A 23218-nucleotide genomic window follows, 5' to 3' on the forward strand; every position below is an offset into this window, starting at 1 on the left:
TGCAGAGTACCGATTTCAGAGCAGACCGCAACGGCGTTTACTGCGTTCCTCCGCTTGTTGGTACAATGCAAACTCATCAAGTACCGTACAGCCAAGCGCGGCTTCGAAGGCATCGCGGCTGGCATTACCGTGACTGCGGGCCTGAGTCTCATTGCCAAGATTGGACTGGAATATCCCGGCCGCGCTGACCGGTAAAAAATCTTCATAAATAATCGGCTGCGCGACCAGCCAACCTCGCTCAATGAGCGGCTGCGGATCGTCGCCCGGCCTAAACGCCTGGCGATGCGCTTCGCCTGCCGGCGTCAGGCGATAGCGGAACCAGGCCAGCCCCTGCTGACGCAGGAGAAATTCGCTATCCGGGAACTGGCTGAAGACTTCCTGCAAATGCCGCTGGTGGTTCAGGTTATCTTTGCCCACTCCAGCCTCATTCAGCAAACGGTCATACAACGCGCGTCCTTTCTGGGTGAGCGCCACGCCGCGTTGCTCAATTTCGCCAAAACGCGCGCTGTGCGTACCTTTATGCTCACCCGAGAACATGACGGGTTCCTCAAGCGCTTTAAAACTGGTTTGTCGCAGCAGTATCGGGACCTCGCGGCGCGGCGGCCCCTCAATGAGCGCTTTCGGTTCGATACCGCATTCCGGCATCAGCGCTTGTACTCTGTCGATATCCAGCGTACGCGGCGTCAAGTGATTAATATGGCAACCGGGGAAGCAGACGACGTCGGCGATCAGCCGGTGTTCATTATGCAGAGCGTGGTAAGTATCGTCGTCGACGGTGGCATGACGGTGCCAGCGGAAGGTTTCTAACGCCTCCTTAACGAATTCGCGCGCCTCGGCGACGGTGAACTCGCCCTGCTCTTCATGCCGCGCGATCAGTTCGCGACAGCGCGGGGTAAAAATATCGCGACGGGCGAGAATATCGGCCGCCCGCTGACGCAGCCCCTCGTTGCCAATGAGCTCAAGGCGCAGAAGCGAGGTAAAAATACGAAACGGGTTACGCGCCAACGCGGCATCGTCGATGGGACGAAACGCGGTGGAGTGCACCGGCACCCCGGCCTGCGACAGATCGTAATAGCTAACAGGGTACATTCCCATAATGGCAAACATGCGACGCAGGGTCGCCAGTTCTTCCGCCGTTCCCACGCGGATAGCGCCGTGGCGCTCAACGTTCAGCCGTGCCAGTTCGTCGGCATTAGCCAATTGTTCATGTAATTTCGGGTTATGCTCCAGGACCGCCAGATTCACATCCGCCACCAACTCCAGCAAGGTTCCGTATTGCGGAACTTCCTGCTGGTACATTGCCGACATAGCCTGTGAAAAGTTTTCCCGAATCTCATCAGCCGTGATGGTGTTCGCCATGATGTCTTACCTCCAGTGAATACTTCCTGGAGTGTAGGAAAGCGCGTTAAGAGTGGCGGGAAGAATTTACAAACTGTGATGCGGATAACCTGCTACCGCGTTTCGCCGCGGACTAACCATAACCCAGAGTTATGAAAAATAAGATTTAATTTCACTTTAAATTAACAAAATATTTACAGAGACTGTTTCTGGCGAAATTACAACAACATGCCCGAGATGGTTTCGGCTGATAACGACAAAGCAAGCAGACATCCCTCACCCGATTTCACGGAGTACCCTATGAATGATAAATGGTCACCACGCGAGGTCGTACATCGCGACTACAATAGCCACCCGCCGGCGCTGGCGCCGGGATACAAAACCAGCGTGCTGCGTTCACCGCGCAATGCGCTGATCTCGTTGCAAAACTCACTTTCTGAAATTACCGGCCCGGTGTTTAGCAGCCAGGATCTCGGCGCGCTGGATAACGATCTGATCCTCAACTACGCCAAAGACGGGCTGCCGATTGGCGAGCGAATTATTGTTCACGGTTACGTACGCGACGGTTTTGGCCGGCCGATGAAAAATACGCTGGTTGAGGTATGGCAGGCTAACGCCGGCGGCCGCTATCGCCATAAGAAAGACCAGTATCTGGCGCCGATCGACCCTAACTTCGGCGGCTGTGGCCGGGTACTGACCGATGAAAACGGTTATTACTGTTTCCGCACTATCAAACCCGGCCCCTATCCATGGCGCAATCAGGTCAGCGACTGGCGTCCGGCGCATATCCACTTTTCACTCTCTGGCGATGCCTGGGCCCAGCGTCTGATTACCCAGATGTACTTCGAAGGCGACCCGCTCATCAAACAGTGCCCGATCGTCAGAACCCTCAATAACGACGATGCCGTGCGCACATTGATTGCGGAGCTGGATACCCACGCCGCCGTGCCGCTCGACTGCCTGGCGTATCGTTTTGACCTGGTGCTGCGCGGCCATCGCGCCACGCTGTTTGAAAACCGTACCCAAGGGGCTGCCCGATGAAAGACTATTTAGCTGAAACCGCCTCGCAGACCGCCGGGCCCTACGTGCATATTGGCCTGGCGCCTGACGCGGCCGGCTTTCATATTTTCGAAAAAAATTTCGGCCCTCATTTAACCACCGCTGAAACCGCAGGCGAGCGTATCACCATCGAAGGCCGGGTCTTCGATGGCTCCGGCACGCCGGTACGCGACGTCCTGCTGGAAATCTGGCAGGCCAACGCCGAGGGGCGATATAACCATCCTGACGACCGCCAGCAGAACAAATCTCTTGACCCGAATTTTCGCGGCTGGGGCCGTAGCTGTTCAGACTTCACCTCCGGCATCTGGCGCTTTGAGACGATTAAACCCGGCGCTGTCGTGGGCCGCGACGGGCGCATAATGGCGCCGCACGTCAATCTGTGGGTGGTAGCGCGCGGTATTAACATCGGCCTTAATACGCGGATGTATTTTGCCGATGAGCAGACGGCGAATGACCAGGATCCGGTACTGAATCTGATTGAGTGGGAGGTACGCCGTCAGACGCTCATCGCCCAGCGTGAAGTACGCGGAAATGAAATCGTCTACCGCTTTGATATTTATTTACAGGGCGATAAAGAGACCGTTTTCTTCGATATTTAATCTCCCCACCATGCTGCAGGTGACATTTTTCTGCGCCCCGCTGACCGCGGGGCGGCTTTTTTGACGCGTCGGCAAAAACCACTTGTAAGACAATAAGATCAAATGTTAATAATATTTTGCTAACTAGTTATCAAAATTAAACAACTTCGCTTGCTACCGAGACAGCTCTGTTTTTAACATCGATTATGGAAAAAAATGGTCTCTTCAGTCAGCGCATTCGCTTGCGCCATCTACACACCTTCGTCGCCGTCGCACAACAGGGAACCCTGGGCCGGGCGGCAGAAACGCTGAATCTTAGCCAACCGGCGTTATCAAAAACGCTCAACGAGCTCGAGCAGTTGACCGGCACCCGCCTGTTCGAACGCGGCCGACTCGGCGCACAACTGACGCTGGTCGGCGAACAATTTCTTACCCACGCGGTAAAAGTGCTCGACGCGCTGAATACGGCGGGACAAGCGCTGAATCGCAAAGAAGGGCTGCATAACGATGTGGTGCGGATTGGCGCGTTGCCGACCGCGGCGCTCGGTATTCTGCCAACCGTGATCGGCCAGTTTCATAAGCAGCAGAAAGATATCACCCTGCAAGTGGCCACCATGAATAACACCATGTTGCTAGCGGGATTGAAATCCGGCGATGTCGACATCGGTATCGGACGCATGTCCGACCCGGAGCTGATGAGCGGCCTCAATTATGAACTGCTGTTCCTCGAATCCTTAAAGCTGGTTGTGCGTCCAGGCCACCCGCTGCTGCAGGAGACGGTCACGCTCAGCCGGGTGATGGAATGGCCGGTGGTGGTGTCGCCTAAAGGCACGATCCCGCGGCAGAATGCGGAAACGCTGCTGCAAAGCCAGGGTTGCAAAATTCCGCCAGGCTGCATTGAAACGCTGTCGGCATCGCTCTCTCGCCAGCTAACGGTAGATTACGACTACGTGTGGTTCGTCCCTTCCGGCGCGGTAAAAGACGATCTACGCCGCGGGCTGTTAACTTCGCTGCCTGTCGCCACCGAAGGCGCCGGTGAACCGATCGGCATCCTTACCCGCGTGGATGCCCCCCTGTCACAAGGCGCGCAAACGCTATTGAGCGCGCTGCGCAAATCGATGCCAGGCTGAGCATTTCACGCCGGCCCTCCCCGGCTGCGCCGCCAGCGGGGGAGCAACGCCGGTATCCCCCTCACTTTCTGTCGTTCTCTCCCTGTCTCTCTCTTTTCATTCCCACAGCACAATAATCAATTAGTGCGAAATTATTTATTAACAATTGCACCCATTTCATTAACAGACTTATCATAGCCATGATTTCACCATTTGGTTCATAAAAAATATGGCCCCTGCTGAAATCAGCTTTATGAAACGTAATATCGCGTCACTCAAAAGCATAATTGCTTTGTTTTTGATTCATTTGGTACACACCTGGCAAGGGGTGGTTTAAGGAGACAACATGGCTACAGGCAACGTGCCGCGCGGATTCCCCCGGATCCTGCAGTGGCTACTCGCCGGACTGATGCTTATCATCGGTCTGGCTATCGGCGTTTTAGGCGCCAAACTGGCAAGCGTTGGCGGCACCTGGTATTTCGCCATCATGGGACTGGTGATGGTTATCGCCTCCCTGCTTATCTTTCGCAATCGGCGCGGTGGCATCATGCTCTATGCCATCGCATTCATTGCTTCAATCATTTGGGCGATCAGCGACGCCGGGTGGACCTACTGGCCGCTGTTCTCCCGCCTGTTCGCCCTCGGCGTGCTGGCATTGCTGTGCGCCATCGTCTGGCCTTTCCTCTCCCCTGAGCGGGCCAAAAAAGGCGCCGCCTTTACCCTCGCAGGCGTGCTTGCCGTTGTGCTGCTGGTAAGCTTTGGCTGGATGTTTAAATCCCAGCCGCTGGTTAGCGCCAACGAAGCAGTGCCGGTGAAACCGGTACAGCCGGGCGAAGAGCAAAAAAACTGGGCGCACTGGGGGAATACCACCCATGGCGATCGTTTCGCCGCGTTAGATCAAATCAATAAGCAGAATATCAACCAGTTGCAGGTCGCGTGGATTGCCCATACCGGCGATATTCCACAGAGCAACGGCTCCGGCGCGGAAGACCAGAACACGCCGCTGCAGATTGGCGATACCCTGTATGTTTGTACGCCGTACAGCAAGGTACTGGCATTGGATGTCGATAGCGGCAAAGAAAAATGGCGCTATGACGCCAAAGCAAGCGCGCCAAACTGGCAGCGCTGCCGTGGTTTAGGCTACTACGAGGATAGCCAGGCGCAGGGCAATGTCGCCGCCGGGCTTCAGCCTGCCGCCTGCGCACGCCGTTTGTTCCTGCCAACCACCGATGCGCGCCTGATCGCCATCGATGCCAACACCGGCATGACCTGTGAATCATTTGGTGAACACGGTATTGTCGACCTCAGCGTCGGCATGGGCGACATCAAGCCGGGCTACTACCAGCAGACCTCGACCCCGTTGGTCGCTGGCAACGTCGTGGTCGTTGGCGGCCGCGTGGCGGATAACTTCTCTACCGGCGAGCCTCCGGGCGTGGTTCGCGCCTATGACGTACATACCGGTAAGTTGGCCTGGGCCTGGGATCCGGGTAACCCGGAACTGACCGGCGTACCGCCGGAAGGTCAGACCTACACCCGCGGGACGCCGAACGTCTGGTCGGCGATGTCTTACGATGCCAAACTGAATCTCATTTATCTGCCAACCGGTAACGCCACGCCTGACTTCTTCGGCGGCGAACGCACCGCGCTGGATGATAAATACAGCTCCTCTATCGTTGCTGTCGATGCGACCACCGGCAAAGTACGTTGGCACTTCCAGACCACTCATCACGATCTGTGGGACTTCGATCTCCCTTCGCAACCGCTGCTGTACGACTTACCAGACGGCAAAGGCGGCACCACGCCGGTGCTGGTTCAAACCAGCAAACAAGGCATGATCTTCATGCTCAACCGCGCGACGGGCGAACCGGTCGCCAAAGTGGAAGAGCGTCCGGTTCCAGCAGGCAATGTCAAAGGCGAGCGTTATTCTCCGACGCAACCCTACTCAGTCGGCATGCCGATGATCGGCAATGAAACGCTGAAAGAGTCGGATATGTGGGGTGCGACGCCGGTTGACCTGCTGCTGTGCCGCATTCAGTTCAAAGAGATGCGCCATCAGGGCGTCTTTACCCCACCGGGTGAAGACCGCTCCCTGCAATATCCGGGCTCACTTGGCGGGATGAACTGGGGCAGCGTCTCGGTCGACCCGAATAACGGCCTGATGTTCGTCAATGATATGCGCCTGGGGCTGGCGAACTATATGGTACCGCGGGCAAAAGTCGCGAAAGACGCCAGCGGTATCGAAATGGGCATCGTGCCGATGGAAGGAACGCCGTATGGCGCCATGCGCGAACGTTTCCTGTCACCGCTGGGTATTCCGTGTCAGAAACCGCCGTTCGGCACCATGTCGGCTGTCGATCTGAAAAGCGGGAAGCTGGTGTGGCAGGTTCCGGTTGGCACCGTAGAGGATACCGGTCCGCTGGGAATCCGCATGCACATGCCAATCCCCATCGGTATGCCGACGCTGGGGGCCTCGCTCTCAACCCAGTCTGGTCTACTGTTCTTCGCGGGCACCCAGGATTTCTACCTGCGCGCCTTCGATACCGCCAACGGTAAAGAGATTTGGAAATCACGCCTGCCGGTGGGCAGCCAATCCGGCCCGATGACCTACGTTTCGCCGAAAACCGGCAAACAGTACATCATCATCAACGCGGGCGGCGCACGTCAGTCTCCGGATCGCGGCGATGACATCATCGCCTACGCGTTAGCCGATCAGAAATAAGATTCAGGCCCCGTTCTGGGGCCTTTTTTATTGTTGGGGGATTATTTGTCGCCGAAGTGAATAACGGTACGAATCGATTTCCCTTCATGCATCAGGTCAAAGGCTTCGTTGATCTGATCGAGCGGCAAACGGTGGGTGATAAACGGATCGAGGCGAATTTTACCCGCCATCGCATCTTCAACCATTCCCGGCAATTGGCTGCGCCCTTTCACGCCGCCGAATGCGGAACCGCGCCATACGCGGCCGGTGACCAACTGGAACGGACGGGTTTTAATTTCCTGGCCGGCGCCGGCCACGCCGATAATGACGCTCTCGCCCCAGCCTTTATGGCAGCACTCCAGCGCCGCGCGCATAACGTTGACGTTACCGATACATTCAAAGCTGAAGTCAACGCCACCATCAGTCAGTTCGACAATCACATCCTGGATCGGTTTGTCGTAGTCGTTCGGGTTGATAAAGTCAGTCGCGCCCATCTCTTTCGCCAGGGTGAATTTATCGGGATTGGTATCGACCGCCAGAATGCGCCCGGCTTTCGCCTGCACCGCGCCCTGAATGACCGCCAGACCGATACCGCCCAACCCGAACACCGCCACGCTGTCGCCCTCTTTCACCTTCGCCGTGTTGTGCACCGCGCCGATGCCGGTGGTCACGCCGCAGCCCAGCAGACACACTTTTTCCAGCGGCGCCTGCGGGTTAACTTTCGCCAGCGAAATCTCGGCGCAGACGGTGTATTCGCTGAAGGTACTGGTACCCATATAGTGATAAATCGGCTCGCCGTTGTAGGAGAAACGGGTGGTGCCGTCCGGCATCAGCCCTTTCCCCTGGGTCGCGCGAACCGCCTGGCAGAGGTTGGTTTTGCCAGACTTACAGAATTTACATTCGCCGCATTCCGCCGTGTACAGCGGGATGACATGATCGCCCGGCTTCAGGCTGGTGACGCCCTCGCCGACTTCAACCACAATACCGCCGCCTTCATGGCCCAGTACCGCCGGGAATACACCTTCCGGATCATCACCGGACAAGGTAAAGGCATCAGTATGGCAAACACCGGTGTGGGTGATTTTGAGCAGAACTTCGCCTTTCTTCGGCGGTGCGACGTCAATCTCAACGATTTTTAACGGTTGGCCGGGGCCAAAAGCGACTGCTGCGCGTGATTTCATAACTGTCTCTTCCTCGTCGTGATTTTATTTTAAATAGGATCGTAGCAGATGACCGACTTCCGCCATGCGGGCGGCGCGCTGGTCGGGGGTAGTCTCACCGCTAACCAGCTCATCCTGCAGATGCATCTCCACCAGCTCGCCCATCAAGCCGTTGGCGGCACCGCGAATAGAAGCAATCTGCTGCAGGATAGTCATGCAGGGTTCGCCGGACTCCAGCGCCCGCTCCAGCGCTTCGACTTGTCCGCGAATACGGCGCACACGGCTTAGCGCACGCTTCTTGTCTTCTGGTGAGTGTGGCACAACATGCCCTCCATATTGTATAGGGGGGTATACTATATTTATTTGTCAGAGCTGGCAAATTGAAACGCCGCTATCAACAGTAGCATAGCGGCGCAGACCAATGCGTCCAGTACCAGGAATCCGGCTACCAGGTAAAATTCAGCGCTTGCGCGGCATCATGCGCAGCAGCGTGTTGTCTTTCCACAGATAATGATGCAGCAGCGCGGCTAACGCGTGCAGACCAATGACGAAATAGCCGGTATTCGCCAGCAGACCATGCACCTCTTTCAGGGTGTCGGCTAACGCGAAATTGCTTTGTGCGGCATAGGGCATCGTTAATCCGAAAGCAAACCACGGGTTACCACGGAGGTACATCATCACCATACCAATCGTCGGTAGCGCAATAAACAGCAGGTAAATCACCAGGTGCCCAAGATGCGCGAACCCGGTCATCATCGGCGTCGGCTTAGGAACTATCGGCGGCGCTGGCGATTTCAGGCGTACCAGCAGGCGTGCGACCATTAAGACAAAAATGGAGATACCACAGGTGGTGTGAATCATATTGATTACCGGACGGTCGCTGCGCGGGAAAAAGCCGCGTAGCTCCATCGCTGCATAGGCAATCGCCACCAGTAAAAAAACCAGCCAGTGAATCCCTATCTGCAGGCCAGAATATTTGTCGCGCATGAAAAACCCTTAATGGAAAGTGTGATGTCGCCAACATAACGGTCTTTCCTTAAAATTTCATTAACTTTTACGTAGCATTAAAAATGCCTCTTTACGCCCAATATCACCAGTAAAAGCAGGGAGTTAAAGTTTTACTTAACGCTTTCTGGTTGCAGTCCGGCGTTGCGGTAAAAAGCACACACAACCACAAACACGCCGGATCCCGACGGGATAGAAAACCTCAGCGAGAAGAAAATGAAACGCACATAGACATATATACAGACGACAATATAGAGCCACTTTAGATATTTTCTTCCGTTCCACACGGAATTAACACATCAATATTTCTCACATTTACTTTTTATGTTGCATGAAATCAAAAAACTGATATTTTCATTATGTCCCCATAATGGTAAACCTTTTAAAAGCGACATATGAATTTAGAATTTAGAAAACTGACTCAGGTTAACCCTGATGATATTATCGCCCTCAACAATCACCCTGATGTATTACGCCACATGCCATTAGGGACCCCGGACTTCAATCGTCAAAAATGTCTGGAATGGGCAGCGCAAAAAGATGCACAGTGGCAGCAGCACGGCTACGGGCCTTGGGCGTTCATGATCGATGGTCATTTCGCCGGATGGGGAGGCCTGCAATATGAAGACGGTGATGCTGACCTGGCGCTGGTGCTGCATCCGGATTACTGGGGGTCGGGTAAAATTATCTATGATGAAATCGTTAACTACGCTTTTTCAACGTTGAAATTAGAAAGTATTACTATTTTACTACCGCTCAGCAGAGTGAAAATTAAAACCATTTTACGACTTGGTTTTCACCCTGATGGTGAAATGATATTTGATAATATCTGTTTTCGCCGCTTCCGTTTATTCGCCACGGCGAAAAACCAGTAACATCTCAGTGTATTACTGACATTTAAATGACCTCTGCCAGGCGGCGGATCCCTTCAATCATTGACTGTGGGGAATGATTAGCGAAACCAATCAGGATCCCTTCACGAGAACGCCCTCCGTGATAATAGTGATCCAACGCCTGTATTCCCATTCCTAACTGACGGGCTTTCTCTTCAACGTCTCTTCCCGTTAATCCATTGTGCAACCAACAAACAATGTGCACACCTGAGTCTGACGGCTGGACGGTCATTTTTCCGTCAAGATAGTGCTGAATGGCCTTAACCAACGCCGTTTTTCGTTCATAACAGGTCTTGCGGACTCGCCGGACGTGGCGAGCGTAATGCCCGTCTTCAATAAAGCGCGCCAATACAGCCTGTTCAAGGTAACCGGTGCTGAGATCGGCAAGATATTTGGTCACCACAAATTGTTCTTTGAGACCTGGGGGAACCACTAAAAAACCGATACGGAATTCAGGATACATCATTTTTGAGAATGTCCCGGCGTAGATGACCCGCTGCTGCGTATCCAGCCCCTGCAGGGCTTGTACCGCGCGGTCGACATAGCGAAATTCGCTGTTGTAATCATCTTCAAAGATCCACGCCCGGTTAGATTCTGCCCATGCCAGCAGTTCACGGCGGCGCGATAAACTCAACGTTCCGCCTAACGGGTATTGATCAGAAGGTACGACGTAGGCCAGTTTTGCGCCAGGGAAACGGCGAATCCCATCACTCACGTCCATACCTTCGCCATCGACTTGTACGGGCCTGACGAGTGCGCCCGCCGACATAAACACGCCACGAGCGCCTTTATATCCGGGATCATCAAGCCACACTTCATCTCCCTTCGATAGCAGAGCCCGGGCAGTAATGCTCATCGCCTGCTGGATGCCATTGACAATAATAATATTATCCTCGTGGCAGTTAACGCCGCGGGTCGACTGAATATAGTGACTGATAGCCTTTCTCAGAGACTGAAACCCATTGGGGCTGGTGTGCAAACCGAGCTCATTGCGGGACGCCTTCCAGACTTGCCCCAGTAGCCGTCCCCATAAACCATGAGGAAAGAGATCAATACACCCGACACCTATGCGGAACAGCGGGTTACGTTCATCCACTGTAAGCTGCTCTGACCACTGGTTGCGCACGTGAGTAATATCAATATTTAGCGCGCCATCCAGAGAAATGTCATCACCCTGCGACTGCAACGCGTTAGGGTTGCTGATACTGCGATCGGGGATGTTTTGCGCGACGAAGGTACCCGCCCCTTTTAACGTGACGATATAGCCTTCATCATACAATCTGTCGTATCCGGCAATGACTGAGTTGCGAGATATCGCCATCATTTCCGCCAGCGCGCGTGTTGATGGAATCTTGGATCCCAAAGCCAACCGCCCCTCCACTATCGCTTTACGCAGTGCAGAGTAAACCTGATCTTTGATAACACCTTTCTCCAGAAAAAGCTCCTGAAACAAAGGGGCGTTTGCTTTCTTCATCGTTATGACTCGGCGGTTAAAAGTGGATCCTACAAATATCTATAAAGTGTCTCTATGCGATAGAAGTGAAGACAATTAGGATCATCTTTACAGAATAACACTGTTTATCAAAATATCTGGAGCATCATGAAAAATATAATTATTGATACTGACAAAATGACTATCGAGCCAGTAGCGCCAGCGGATTATGCCGCCTGGGCTCCGCTATGGCAAAACTATCTGACATTTTATCGAACTGCGCTTGCAAAAAGTATTACTCAATTAACCTGGGACCGTTTTTTTAATCCTGTAGAACCCGTCTTCGGTGCTGTTGCTAAATATAATGGCGAAGTTGTCGGCTTTGTTCATTATTTGTTCCATCGCTCAACATGGTCGGAATCAGATTATTGTTATCTGGAAGATTTATTTGTAAGTGAGCACGTCCGTGGTCAGAATATCGGCAAAAAGCTTATCGAGTATGTTCAACAGAGCGCCCGCAAACGCCATTCATCCAGAGTATACTGGCATACTCATGAAACGAACCTCCGTGGGCAACGCCTTTATGACTGGGTCGCTAAAAAAAGCGGCATGATTGAATATCGAATGTAAGTTGCGCTCACGGATACTTGTGCTGACTTATTATTTCCATACTACTCAAATAACCCAGAGTCCGAAATATACAACCGTTTGTCATTCGCTGGTATTGTGAACACCGCGAAACCTAAAAAATGGGGCTTTCTTCCAAAAGCCCCACACAACATTACTGTTCAGTGAGTTCAAGCTCGGCGATGACCGGCAGATGGTCACTGGCCGCCGACCAGTTAAATTCTGGTGAGTTATGCGGAATGTCCAGTTTCTTCACATCCCATTTCTGGCCTTTGAAAGTGAATATATGGTCAATATCAATCGCCGGGTTAACGGCAGGCCAGCTTCGGGTATCGGTCCCCTTTTTCGACACTTCATTAAAGAAAAAACCGATCTCTTTCACCGGCTGTTCTTCACGCGTGGAGTTAAAATCACCGGCAAGGATTTTAATCGAAGAGGCAATATCCTTAAAATCAGACGCTGCATCGCCAATGCTTAGATCTAACAGATAGCGCGCCTGCTCGGTCCGCATAGCCGGATCTTTTTGCCAGTCGAGATGAGTCACCATGATAATCGGCGCGGAATCAAACCCGGGCACGTCAACTTGCGCCAGTAGCGCAACGCGCTGTTCGGCATCCCCTGACGGTAGTTTTATTACCTGCGAATGCAGAATCTTATATTTTGAAAGCAATCCTAAACCATATTCGCCGCCATCGAAATCCAGTGCCTTACCAAACGCATAGTGCATATTGTTGGCGTCGGCGATAGTTTTTAATTGATCAACTTTTTGGCTGCGCTGCGTTTTGTTATCGACTTCAGGCACGGCAATAATATCGGCATTGATTTTTTTAATTGCTGAATTAAGCGCCGTGAAGTCAGCCACATTATCGGAGGCCTCATTCTTACCGATGTTGTAGGTTGCGATCCGCAGCGTCGGTTTATTGTGGGTATAGACTTTATCAGGCACACCACCTTTCTGTACGGCAAGTATCTCATTACCTGCAAGTTTTTCTGCCGCCTGGACGTTAACCGCCAGGCACGCCAACGCCGCCATGGTCAGTGCGATTTTCTTTTTCATCATTCTTATATTCCCTTTGTTCACGTGGTTGTGCTGTAAGGGTAACGAGTGAAAGCATTGATTATCGTGATAAATCACGCAAACTTATAACGCGATGAGAATTAAGTAGCCCATTATTGTTCCCTCGCTGCGAAACGCATAGCGTTGAAACGAAAGATTATTAAAAACCGCCGGCACCGGATAACTCACCGAATTCCTTGCGCTTTTACCACCATCTCAACGTCAGACAACCGTCCACGCCCTGCTTTACTGGTTGACCAATCGGCCGCGCAGGGCTATGCCTGGAGAAGTTTTCATGTCTCGACTTCACAACCAGGAGATTATCCATGAGCAAACTTGGGATTAATGGATTTGGTCGTATTGGACGTTTGGTACTTCGCCGTTTGTTAGAAGTGAATAGCCCGCTGGAGGTGGTGGCCATCAATGACCTCACGTCGCCAAAGGTGCTGGCTTACCTGCTCAAACATGACTCTAACTACGGTCCTTTCCCATGGAGCGTTGATTTTACGGAAGATGCGCTAATCGTTAATGGTAAAAAAATTACCGTCTATGCGGAAAAAGAGGCACAGCACATTCCGTGGAAAGCGGCGGGCGCTGAGGTTATCGTCGAATGCACCGGCTTCTATACCTCCGCGGAGAAATCGCAGGCTCACCTGACTGCTGGCGCGAAAAAAGTGCTGATCTCCGCCCCCGCTGGCGAAATGAAAACCATCGTTTATCACGTCAACGATGACACCATGAGCCCGGATGACACCATTATTTCCGTGGCGTCCTGTACCACCAACTGCCTGGCGCCGATGGCGAAAGTTCTCAACGACGCCTTCGGTATCACCGTCGGCACCATGACCACCATCCATGCTTATACCGGCACGCAGTCGCTGGTCGATGGCCCCCGCGGCAAAGACCTGCGCGCCTCGCGTGCGGCGGCGGAGAACATTATTCCGCATACCACCGGCGCGGCCAAAGCCATCGGTTTGGTGATCCCGGCTCTGAGCGGCAAACTGAAAGGCCACGCCCAGCGCGTGCCGACCAAAACGGGATCGGTCACGGAACTGGTTTCAGTGCTGGCGAAAAAAGTCACCGCCGAAGAAGTCAACCAGGCGATGAAGAATGCGGCGGCGAACAATGAATCTTTCGGCTATACCGAAGAAGAAATTGTTTCTTCCGATATCATCGGCAGCCATTTCGGCTCGATTTACGATGCGACGCAGCTGGAGGTCATGGAGGCTGGCGGCGTGCAGTTGGTGAAAACCGTGGCCTGGTATGACAACGAATACGGTTTTGTCACCCAGCTGATTCGCGTGCTGGATAAATTTGCTAAATAACCGACGCTATAATGCGGATAGCCGCGGCTATCCGCATTTCTTCTATCCCAGCGTCCTCGCGGCCAGCGCTTCGCTCAGCAGGCTATCTTCGCGCAGTTGCCGCCACGCCTCGCTTATGTGTGGCGGAAAATCGACGTGGGCGATAAAACCTTTACCCTGCGGGCCGTAGCCCTGCGGATTATCCTGCAGACGCGGCAGCTCGCCGAGCAGCAGCGCCAGATAGCGCCCCACAGGCCACAACCCCGCCTGCTCGCCGCTAAATCTCAGGCCGCTGGCGCTGTTTTCCAACTGTGGCGAGCAGCCCGGATAGCTCCACCATTGCGGCGGCGGCGTGACGCCCTGCCAGACGCGGGTAAAGGTCGCCATTGTCCGTCGCTGCATCGTCGGATCCTGGACCACCACGCCGTGGGTATGCGCCAACCCCCGGGCTTCCAGCACCTCGCGGGTAAACCAGGCATTCTCGCCACAGTTGGTCGAGCGGTCTTCTACCACAACATCTTCACGCGGGATGTTCCAGAAGCGTTCAGCGATGTCCGCCAGAATATGCGACTCCGGACGCCCCTCGACCGGCAGCGTGTGGTAATGCGGATGTTGGCGCACGGCATCGTATAAAAAAACCGTCGAATGACCGATGCCGCCGCTTATCAGCAGCGGAACCTGCGTCTGCGCCGCCAGCTGGCAAGCGGCGTCGATCGTGGGGATCACCGCGTTACCCGCCAACACCACCAGTTGCGGCTGCGCGTTTTGCGCTAAATCATCCTGCGCCAACCAGTCGCCTATCAGATTAGCCGCCGCTAGCGTCTCACGCGAAAGCGCCGGAAAATGTTCTGCCATACCCTTTCCTTCTTCTGTTCAGGTCCATCAATGATGTCTGCGCAACATCTTGACATCCTCCCCGCCCTAAAGGACGGGGATTCCTACCGCGTTCAGACCGGAGCCTGAATCACCTCGGTGGGTTCCTGCTTCAACGGGTGGCCTGAATGCGCCATTCCTCCACAGGCAAGCACGGCATGTCCTGCCGCTAGAATGTTACGAGCGCCGTTTATATCGGCGTTCTCGGTATATCCGCATTCAAGGCACTCGAATCGACTTTGTGACAGGCGGTTCTCTTTCGCTGTATGCCCACAGCTGGCGCAACGCTGACTGGTATATGCCGGTGGTATCGCCAGAACTTGACCACCGCGCCAGAGCTGCTTGTACTCAAGCTGACGGCGCATTTCATACCAGCCCTGATCCAGTATCGAACGGTTCAGACCTGATTTGGCTCTGACATTCCGTCCGGGCTGCTCTGCCGTACCTTTTGCCGATTTCGACATGTTACTGACCTTCAAATCCTCAATGACTATCATTGCGTGGTTTTTGCTGATTTCATTCGTGACTTTGTGAAGGTAGTCGCGCCGGATATTGGCAATGTGCGAGTGATGACGCTGGATTTTTCGTTTCTGTTTCTGCCAGTTGGCACTGAATTTAACTTTGCGGCTTAACTGGCGCTGGAACTTTGCCAGCTTGCGCTGGCTTGATTTAAAACTATTTACGGGCTGGTATATCGTCCCATCTGAAAGTGTGGCGAGTTTCGTTATTCCGGCATCGAGTCCGATCATTGACTCGGCGTTGTGAACGGGTTCAGCCACTTCGTATTCGGTCTGGATACTGACGTACCACTTGCCGCATGACTGGCTGACCGTGACGTTTTTCACAACGCCCATGACTTCACGGCTGTTGCGATAGCTTATCCACCCTAACTTTGTCAGGGATATACGACTGTTGATCTGGTCGAGCTTCACCCCTTGCGGGTAGCGGAAAGCATCGTTTCGACCTCTTTTTTTGAAACGGGGGAATGCTGCGCGCTTCTGGAAGAAATTCTTGTAGCCGCGCTCCAGATCTTTTAGTGACTGCTGCAACGGCTGTGATGGCGCATCTTTGAGCCATAGGGTATCAGGGTGTGTTTTCCACTCAATGAGCCATGAGGCCATTTTGGTGTAGGGAACATACTTATTTCCTGCCTCATGATTCTCATTTTGGATCGCTAACGCACAGTTGAAAACGAAGCGACAAGCCCCAGCGAAGCGCCGCATATCGCGCTCCTGCTGACCATTTGGTCTTAACTGGAATTTGAAGGCTTGAAGTCGTTTCATGTGTACTATTATACTTTGGTCTATGACAAAAGAAACTGATATTCGCCGAGGAAGACACTGCGTTTTCCTGATGCATGTTCACTTGGTATTCGTCGCCAAATATCGACGAAAAATATTTGATCTGGATGCCATCGAAAAGCTCCGCAGCTACTTTGCCAGCGTATGCGCTGATTTTGATGTTGAACTGGTTGAGATGGACGGGGAATGCGATCACGTACATTTGCTGATTAATTACCCGCCAAAACTCGCAGTATCGAATCTGGTCAACAGCCTTAAAGGCGTTTCCAGCAGACTGCTTCGCCGTGACCGGCCAGATATCGCACTGCGCTATTACTACAAAGGCGTTCTGTGGACACCGAGTTATTTTGCGAGTAGTTGCGGCGGTGCGCCAATTTCGATCATCCGGCAATACATCGAGCAGCAGCAAACACCAGGTTAGCCGAAAAACCGCAGTGCGATGAAAGGGAAAACCCCGGCAGCCTTCCGTAGCCGCCGGGGGTCGCTCAGGCGCTGATATTATCCAGCGCCAGCTGCCCTTCTCGCTTCTGTTTCACTTTCCAGAAGCACCACAGCGCGATAAACCAGACCGGCGAAGCAATTAACGCCAACAGCGTATCCGGATCGAAAATCATAATGAAAATCGAAAAGGCGAAGAACAGCAGGCTCAACCAGCACATCACCACGCCCGCCGGCATTTTGAATTTCGACTGCGCGTGCAGATCCGGGCGCTGATGGCGATACACCAGGTACGCAACGAGGATCATTCCCCAGCTAAAGACCACCATGATCGCCGCCAGCGTTGACACGATAGTGAACAACGTCATCACGTTCGGCACCAGGAACAGCAGCAGCGTACCGCTCAGCATACAGAAGCAGGAGAACAGCAGGCTGCGCACCGGAATGCGAGTATTGCGCGACAAAATGCGGAACTGCCAGTGCGCATGTTTCTCCACCGACAAGCCGTACAACATGCGGGTACTAGAGTAGACGCCGCTGTTGGCCGACGACATGGCCGAGGTTAAGGCAACAAAGTTAATCACCGCGGCGGCGGCTGGCAGTCCGGCTTTAGCAAACAGGGTCACGAATGGGCTGGCATCCGGCGACACACCAGGCCAGGAGGCCACGGCAATAATCACCACCATCGACAGCAGATAGAAAATGATAATCCGCAGCGGCAGCGCGTTAATCGCCTTCGGCAGGATCCGCTCGGGATCGCGCGTTTCCGCCGTCATGGTGCCGAGCAGTTCAATCCCGGTGAAGGAGAAAATGGCTATCTGGAAACCGGCGAAGAAACCGGTCACGCCGTGCGGCATAAAGGCCGTCGGGTCAGTGATATGGCCTAACGAGGCCTTAACGCCGTCCGGCGAGGTCCAGCCGATGGCGATCATCCACGCGCCGGTTAAAATCAGCGCAATGATGGTGACCACTTTAATCAGCGCAAACCAGAATTCGGCTTCACCAAACATTTTTACCGACAGCAGATTAAACAGGAACAGGATCCCGAGGGTACTCAGCGCGGGCATCCACGCCGACATCTCCGGGAACCAATACTGCATATAGCTACCGCAAACCACCACATCGGCGATACAGGTGACGACCCAACTGAGCCAGTAAGTCCAGCCGAGGTAAAAACTGGCTTGCGGACCAAGGTAGTCGCCGACGAAATCAGCAAACGATCGGTAATCCAGGCGGGTGAGCAACAACTCCCCCATTGCCCGCATGACCATATAAGTAAAGAAACCGACCAGCAGATAGATAAGCAAAATGGACGTACCGGCGACGGCAATGTTCCTGCCCGCGCCCATAAACAGCCCAGTACCGATAGCGCCGCCCAGCGCAATCATCTGAATGTGCCGGGCGCCAAGGCCGCGTTTGAGCTGCGACGGGCACTCCTCGTCGATGGCAGGTTGAACCTGCCCCTCACGTTGATGTTCAGTCATGTCGATTCCTTCAAGCTGGCAAAGAAAGGCATGGCGCGGTAGATGTCAGCAGCAACCCGGCACGTTGACCGGCGGCGACGCCCGCATTCGGAAACAGAATGTAGGGGGCGTCGGCGTTGACCACCCAGGTTTTCTCCGCCTGACGGGCAATTTCATAGCCCGCCGGCAGCGCGGTGAAGTTTTCAATTTTCGGATCGAGATTGAGGGTAAAACCGTTTTCGCTCTTGATAATGCTTTGCTGCACCACGAAATACTCAACCGGCGCTTTACTGCGCGGCGGCATGATGCCGTCGGCGATCAGCGCGCCAATTGCCAGTTCGGTGGCGGCAAACAGCCGCAAATCGTTTTCACCGAACGGCATCACTTTCCCCAGCTCCAATGTGGCGCTTTGCGCGTCGAACTTCTCGCTAGTGAAATGGGTAAAGGTGCCGCCTGGTTCGGTGTGGCGCACGATGGCATCCATGCCGCTGGCCTGCAGCATCTGGTAAAACTCGGCGCAGTAGTCGCCATCATGGGCAGGCAGCAACGCAAACTGGCGATACTTCGAGCCGCGGATCGCGGTATGTAGATCGAGATGCGTCCGGGTCGCCTTGCCGTGCGCGTCGGCGGTACGGAAGAAGGCCTGAACGGCCATCTCCAGTTCAAATGCGCGGCGCGATTCATTGCCCGGCGCCACCGCCAGATGGCGGCCGCCGAACAGACGATTGAGATCGTTGTGCAGATAGCGACGGCTGGCGCGAATAGCCGGTAGGTTGCCGAACACCACCAGCAGCGCGTGGGTCAGCGGCTGCTCGCCCTGGCTCAGCGCCTGCAGGATCTGCAGCAGCATCTCGATCGGCGCGGTTTCGTTACCATGCACCCCGGCAGACAGAATCGTCGCCTGACGCCACGGCGTCGTCGGCAGCAATTGCAGGATGCCATCGCCTAACCAGCTGGCTTCAATACCGGCTGGAAAGGTCCATGTCTGCAGTTTGCAGTGCAGTAAATCGTTGACATTTTGTTCCATCCCCGGCCCCTTATCGCTGGAAATCATAAATGGCGCCCAGATGTAAAATCTGCGTCAGTTCGTCCAACGCCTGGTAGACCTCGCGCAGCAGCTGCGGATCCGCGAGATCGCTCGCGTGCAGGCGGTCGCGATAATGTTTTTCAACCCACGCGGTAAGCTGCTGATAGCGTTCGTCGTTCATCAGGCTATGGGCGTTAACCGCCACGCGCTCGGCGTCGTTCAACACCACGCGCAGGCGTAGACAGGCCGGGCCGCCGCCGTTGCGCATGCTTTCACGCAGATCGAATGCCGCGACTTCATTAATAGGCGACGCGCTATCGGCGGCGAGCGCGGTGAGATAACGCCAGACATTCTCCCGCTGGCGACACTCTTCCGGCACCACAATCAGCATCTTGCCATCGGCTTTGCTCAGTAGCTGACTGTTGAAGAGATAAGACGCTACCGCATCATCAAGGCTAACTTGATCCTGTGGGACTTCGACGCTGGTAAACGGAATATCCAGACTTTCGTTTTTCGCTTTCAACGTCGCCAGCACCTCCTGCTGTTGCAGGAAAGCATGCTGATGATGGAACAACACGTGGCGGTTGCTGACCGCAATCACATCATTGTGGAAAACGCCATGGTCGATAGCCTGCGGGTTTTGCTGGGCAAACACGGTGTACTGCGGATCGAGTTGATGCAGACGCGCCACCGCTTCACTGGCCTCCAGCGTCTGGCGTGCCGGGTATTTGGTCGGCGCAATACCGCCGCTGGCTCGCTTGCCATAAACAAAAAGCTGTACGCCCTGACGCGCATACTCGCGGCAGAAGCGGTTATGGTTAGCCGCCCCTTCATCACCTAAATCGCCGTGCTGCGGCAGCGCCGCATGGTGAGTAAAGTAGCGCTCATCGGCGAAAGTCGCCCGCAGGATAGCCGAGGTAATTGGCGCTTCCTGCATCCGATGCAGCTTGTTGTTGAGGTTCGCCACCGTAAAGTGCACTTTGCCATCGGCGCTATCGGCCGATGGCGATACGGTGGCGGCGTTGGCGGTCCACATCGATGACGCGGAGCTGAAGGCGGAGAGCAACTGCGGCGCGGCGGCGGCAGCGCGTTGGATCACCTGCTCGTCACTGCCCTGAAAACCGAGGCTACGCAGCATCGCCATATTTGGCCGCGGTTGCGGCGGCAGAATACCCTGCACGAATCCACGATCGGCAAGGGTCTTCATTTTATACAGCCCCTGCAGCGCCGCCTTTTTCGGGTTAGATAAACCATCGCGGTTGTTTTGCGACGCCTCGTTGCCTACCGACAGCCCGGCGTAGTGGTGCGTTGGCCCCACCAGGCCGTCAAAATTAGCTTCAAATCCAGACATAGTGTCCTCACAGAATCCGTTATCAGAATGGCAGACCCGGCGATGTCGTCGCCGGAAGCGTCAGCGTTTCGCTGACCAAAGAGGCCATCGGCCAGGCGCAATAGTCGGCGGCATACCATGCCGAGGCGCGATGGTTGCCGGAGGCGCCGACGCCGCCAAACGGCGCTTTACTGGAGGCGCCAGTCAGCGGCTTATTCCAGTTGACGATCCCGGCGCGCGCTTCATCGGCCAGCTTGTCGAACAGCGCCGGATCGGCGGAAATCAATCCGGTCGCCAGACCGTAGCGGGTATTGTTGGCGATCGCGATAGCTTCATCGAACTGGTCATAGCGGATCACGGTCAGCAGCGGGCCGAAGTACTCTTCATCCGGTACCGAGATGCCGGTAACGTCGATAATGCCCGGCGTCAGTACGGTAGACTGCGAGTCAGGCTGGCTCATGCGCAGCAGCACCTTACCGCCCAGCGCTTCCAGCTTCTCCTGCGCTGCCAGCATTCCCTGCGCGGCGGTCAGTGAAATCACCCCGCCCATAAACGGCTGCGGCTGCGCATCCCACTTGCCAGCGCGGATCTGACGGCTGGCCTCGACCAGCTGACTCAGCAGCGCGTCGCCCTCTTCGCCGCGTTGAACCAGCAGGCGGCGCGCGCAGGTGCAGCGCTGTCCTGCGGAGATAAAGGCCGATTGAATAATCACGTTCAGCGCCGCATCGCGATCCGCGACGTCGGCCACGATCAGCGAGTTATTACCGCCCATCTCCAGCGCCAGCATTTTCTCTGGCTGACCGCCAAGGTAGCGGTGGAAATGGAACCCGGCGGCGGCGCTACCGGTGAACAGCACGCCGTCGATGTCACGGTTTTCCAGCAGCGCCTGGCCGGTATCTTTCGCCCCCTGCACCAGGTTAATCACCCCATCAGGGATCCCGGCCTGTTGCCACAGCTGGACGGTTAATTCCGCCGTCGCCGGCGTCAGTTCGCTCGGTTTAAACACCACGGTGTTACCGGCGATCAGCGCTGGAATAATATGGCCGTTCGGCAGATGCCCCGGGAAGTTGTAAGGGCCGAACACCGCCATCACCCCGTGCGGCTTATGACGCAGCAGCGCTTTGCCGTCCGGCATGGCCGATTCGCGATAACCGGTACGCTCGGCATAGGCGTCAATGGAGATCCCCGCTTTGCCGATCATGGCCTGCACTTCGGTGCGGGTTTCCCACAGCGGCTTGCTGGTTTCGCGGGAAATTAATGTCGCCAGCGCCTCTTTGTTCGCTTCCAGCAGCGCAGCGAAACGCTGAACCACGGCGATACGCTCGCTTAATGGGCGATGCGACCAGGCATAAAACGCTTCGCGCGCGGCGGCACAGGCGGCCTGCACATCGGCAGCGCCAGCGCTTTGCGCTTGCCATAAAACGGATTGGTCTTCCGGGGCGAATTTCGTTAACGGCGCGCCTGCGCCCTGCTGCCACTGGCCTGCTATGAACTGTGCGTTTACCGCCATGATCTGTTTTCCTCTGGATTGAGTGTCACCGCGTGAATCCGGTCGGTTGCGTTAACCTGTAGGGCGTCGAGCGCTTGTTGGTCGAGCGCCCCCGGCGCCTCTTGTGCGATAAGCACCGCGCGGAAATTATCAAACTGGCCGTTGGCGACGATGGTCGGCGTCGCCTGCGGCGTCATCAGCTGCATTGCCGGCAGCGAGTAACTTTCTCTGACCGCACGAATCGCGTCGGTTTCGGCTTCCAGCACCGGACCGGCATCGAAAATATCGACGGACCCCCGCCAGCTAAAGCCCTCTTTTTCCAGAATCGCGCGGGCTGGCGACGTGTTCGCATGTACCTGGCCTATCACGTCGCGGGCATTTTCCGGCAGCAGCGAAACGTAAATCGGATAAGCGGGCATCAGCTCGGCGATAAAGGTTTTCATCCCCGTACCGGTCAGACGATCGGCGTCGGCAAAGGGGATATCAAAGAAGTGGTGCCCCAGCGCATCCCAGAACGGCGAGTTCCCCTGCTCGTCGCTGCGCCCGCGCAGCTCGGCAAACAGATGCGGCGAAAACCATTCACGGAAGGCAGCGATAAAGACAAAACGCGCTTTCGAGAGCAGCAGACCGTTGCGGTTCTTCTGATACTCAGGGTCAAGGAACAGCGTGCACAGTTCGCTGTGGCCGGTATGGTCGTAACTCAGATTGAGCAATTCCTGATTCTTGTAAACCCCAAGCTCTTTGGACGCGCGTACCGTCTTCTGAATGCGGAAGTTGTAGAACGGCTCATCAAGGCCGACCGCCACTTCGATAGCGCTAACGCCCACCACCCGAGCCAGCTCGGTGTCTTCAAGCACAAACAGGAATCCCTGCTCGCCGCGCGACAGTTTGCCGGCAAAGGTTTCTACGCTGCGTTTGATTCGCGCGGCCAGGCGCACGGCATCATTCGGCAAGGAGGTCATGCCCACGCCCGCCCGGGAAGCCAGGCGGACAATATCATCGAGGTCGTTTTCCCGTACGGGACGAAATAACATCAT

General features: G+C 55.0%; 21 protein-coding genes. 8 read left to right on the forward strand and 13 right to left on the reverse strand.

The annotated features are described in order from the left end of the window. Window positions 1-15 precede the first annotated feature (15 nt). A complete protein-coding gene (locus PYR66_12710; GenBank protein ID WEF26212.1) occupies window positions 16-1359 on the reverse strand; it encodes a VOC family protein in 1344 nt (447 codons plus the stop codon). 279 nt (window positions 1360-1638) lie between these two features. On the opposite strand from PYR66_12710, the gene pcaH reads away from it, so the two are divergent. The 4 genes from pcaH to PYR66_12730 all read left to right on the forward strand — a co-directional run bounded on the left by pcaH (window position 1639) and on the right by PYR66_12730 (window position 6803). Then, window positions 1639-2379 (forward strand): protocatechuate 3,4-dioxygenase subunit beta, encoded by a 741-nt coding sequence (gene pcaH / locus PYR66_12715; GenBank protein ID WEF26213.1) that lies wholly within the window; start codon window positions 1639-1641, stop codon window positions 2377-2379. Continuing rightward, window positions 2376-2996: a protocatechuate 3,4-dioxygenase subunit alpha gene (gene pcaG / locus PYR66_12720; GenBank protein ID WEF26214.1), complete on the forward strand. Its 621-nt coding sequence runs from the start codon at window positions 2376-2378 to the stop codon at window positions 2994-2996. The genes pcaH and pcaG overlap by 4 nt, the downstream gene beginning before the upstream one ends. 185 nt (window positions 2997-3181) lie before the next feature. Continuing rightward, window positions 3182-4105 (forward strand): LysR substrate-binding domain-containing protein, encoded by a 924-nt coding sequence (locus PYR66_12725; GenBank protein WEF26215.1) that lies wholly within the window; start codon window positions 3182-3184, stop codon window positions 4103-4105. A 325-nt stretch (window positions 4106-4430) separates the two neighbouring features. Next, entirely contained in the window at window positions 4431-6803 is a 2373-nt protein-coding gene (locus PYR66_12730; protein WEF26216.1) for a glucose/quinate/shikimate family membrane-bound PQQ-dependent dehydrogenase, read from the forward strand. 41 nt (window positions 6804-6844) lie between these two features. On the opposite strand, the gene PYR66_12735 is transcribed toward PYR66_12730, so the two are convergent. From PYR66_12735 to cybB, 3 genes are all read right to left on the reverse strand, one after another. Then, window positions 6845-7963: an S-(hydroxymethyl)glutathione dehydrogenase/class III alcohol dehydrogenase gene (locus PYR66_12735; GenBank protein ID WEF26217.1), complete on the reverse strand. Its 1119-nt coding sequence runs from the start codon at window positions 7961-7963 to the stop codon at window positions 6845-6847. A gap of 24 nt (window positions 7964-7987) precedes the next feature. After that, complete coding sequence (locus PYR66_12740) at window positions 7988-8263, reverse strand: metal/formaldehyde-sensitive transcriptional repressor (protein ID WEF26218.1); 276 nt, start codon at window positions 8261-8263, stop codon at window positions 7988-7990. Window positions 8264-8401: 138 nt separating this feature from the next. Then, window positions 8402-8929, reverse strand: a complete 528-nt coding sequence (gene cybB, locus PYR66_12745) for a cytochrome b561 (protein WEF26219.1) — start codon at window positions 8927-8929, stop codon at window positions 8402-8404. Window positions 8930-9342: 413 nt separating this feature from the next. On the opposite strand from cybB, the gene PYR66_12750 reads away from it, so the two are divergent. Beyond that, the gene (locus PYR66_12750; protein WEF26220.1) at window positions 9343-9822 is read left to right on the forward strand and encodes a GNAT family N-acetyltransferase; all 480 of its coding nucleotides are present in this window, start codon (window positions 9343-9345) and stop codon (window positions 9820-9822) included. A 22-nt stretch (window positions 9823-9844) separates the two neighbouring features. Here PYR66_12750 and PYR66_12755 read toward each other — a convergent pair whose 3' ends face one another. Continuing rightward, window positions 9845-11314: a PLP-dependent aminotransferase family protein gene (locus tag PYR66_12755; GenBank protein ID WEF26221.1), complete on the reverse strand. Its 1470-nt coding sequence runs from the start codon at window positions 11312-11314 to the stop codon at window positions 9845-9847. 126 nt (window positions 11315-11440) lie between these two features. Here PYR66_12755 and PYR66_12760 point away from each other — a divergent pair, with 126 nt between their 5' ends. Next, the gene (locus PYR66_12760; GenBank protein WEF26222.1) at window positions 11441-11902 is read left to right on the forward strand and encodes a GNAT family N-acetyltransferase; all 462 of its coding nucleotides are present in this window, start codon (window positions 11441-11443) and stop codon (window positions 11900-11902) included. A gap of 151 nt (window positions 11903-12053) precedes the next feature. Here the strand turns inward: PYR66_12760 and PYR66_12765 are convergent, their stop codons facing one another. Then, a complete protein-coding gene (locus PYR66_12765) occupies window positions 12054-12956 on the reverse strand; it encodes an endonuclease/exonuclease/phosphatase family protein (protein ID WEF30442.1) in 903 nt (300 codons plus the stop codon). Between the two features lie 326 nt (window positions 12957-13282). On the opposite strand from PYR66_12765, the gene gap reads away from it, so the two are divergent. Beyond that, window positions 13283-14281: a type I glyceraldehyde-3-phosphate dehydrogenase gene (gene gap / locus PYR66_12770; GenBank protein WEF26223.1), complete on the forward strand. Its 999-nt coding sequence runs from the start codon at window positions 13283-13285 to the stop codon at window positions 14279-14281. A 42-nt stretch (window positions 14282-14323) separates the two neighbouring features. Here gap and PYR66_12775 read toward each other — a convergent pair whose 3' ends face one another. After that, complete coding sequence (locus PYR66_12775; GenBank protein ID WEF26224.1) at window positions 14324-15115, reverse strand: YdcF family protein; 792 nt, start codon at window positions 15113-15115, stop codon at window positions 14324-14326. Window positions 15116-15207: 92 nt separating this feature from the next. Further along, entirely contained in the window at window positions 15208-16416 is a 1209-nt protein-coding gene (locus PYR66_12780; protein ID WEF26225.1) for a transposase, read from the reverse strand. A 22-nt stretch (window positions 16417-16438) separates the two neighbouring features. Here PYR66_12780 and tnpA point away from each other — a divergent pair, with 22 nt between their 5' ends. Next, window positions 16439-16855, forward strand: a complete 417-nt coding sequence (tnpA, locus tag PYR66_12785) for an IS200/IS605 family transposase (GenBank protein ID WEF26226.1) — start codon at window positions 16439-16441, stop codon at window positions 16853-16855. 64 nt (window positions 16856-16919) lie between these two features. Here tnpA and PYR66_12790 read toward each other — a convergent pair whose 3' ends face one another. Genes PYR66_12790 through astA form a run of 5 tightly spaced genes read right to left on the reverse strand, consistent with a single transcriptional unit; the run spans window position 16920 to window position 23215 of the window. Beyond that, the gene (locus tag PYR66_12790; GenBank protein ID WEF26227.1) at window positions 16920-18356 is read right to left on the reverse strand and encodes an amino acid permease; all 1437 of its coding nucleotides are present in this window, start codon (window positions 18354-18356) and stop codon (window positions 16920-16922) included. A 10-nt stretch (window positions 18357-18366) separates the two neighbouring features. Beyond that, on the reverse strand, window positions 18367-19362 hold the full coding sequence (astE, locus tag PYR66_12795) for a succinylglutamate desuccinylase (protein WEF26228.1): 996 nt from the start codon (window positions 19360-19362) through the stop codon (window positions 18367-18369). Window positions 19363-19372: 10 nt separating this feature from the next. Next, a complete protein-coding gene (astB, locus tag PYR66_12800; protein WEF26229.1) occupies window positions 19373-20713 on the reverse strand; it encodes an N-succinylarginine dihydrolase in 1341 nt (446 codons plus the stop codon). 22 nt (window positions 20714-20735) lie between these two features. Beyond that, complete coding sequence (gene astD / locus PYR66_12805; GenBank protein ID WEF26230.1) at window positions 20736-22202, reverse strand: succinylglutamate-semialdehyde dehydrogenase; 1467 nt, start codon at window positions 22200-22202, stop codon at window positions 20736-20738. Beyond that, the gene (gene astA / locus PYR66_12810; GenBank protein WEF30443.1) at window positions 22193-23215 is read right to left on the reverse strand and encodes an arginine N-succinyltransferase; all 1023 of its coding nucleotides are present in this window, start codon (window positions 23213-23215) and stop codon (window positions 22193-22195) included. Before astA ends, astD begins: the two co-directional genes overlap by 10 nt. Between the last annotated feature and the right edge of the window lie 3 nt (window positions 23216-23218).

It is taken from the genome of Klebsiella aerogenes, assembly GCA_029027985.1.
In the GTDB taxonomy this organism is placed as follows: Bacteria; Pseudomonadota; Gammaproteobacteria; order Enterobacterales; family Enterobacteriaceae; genus Klebsiella; species Klebsiella aerogenes_A.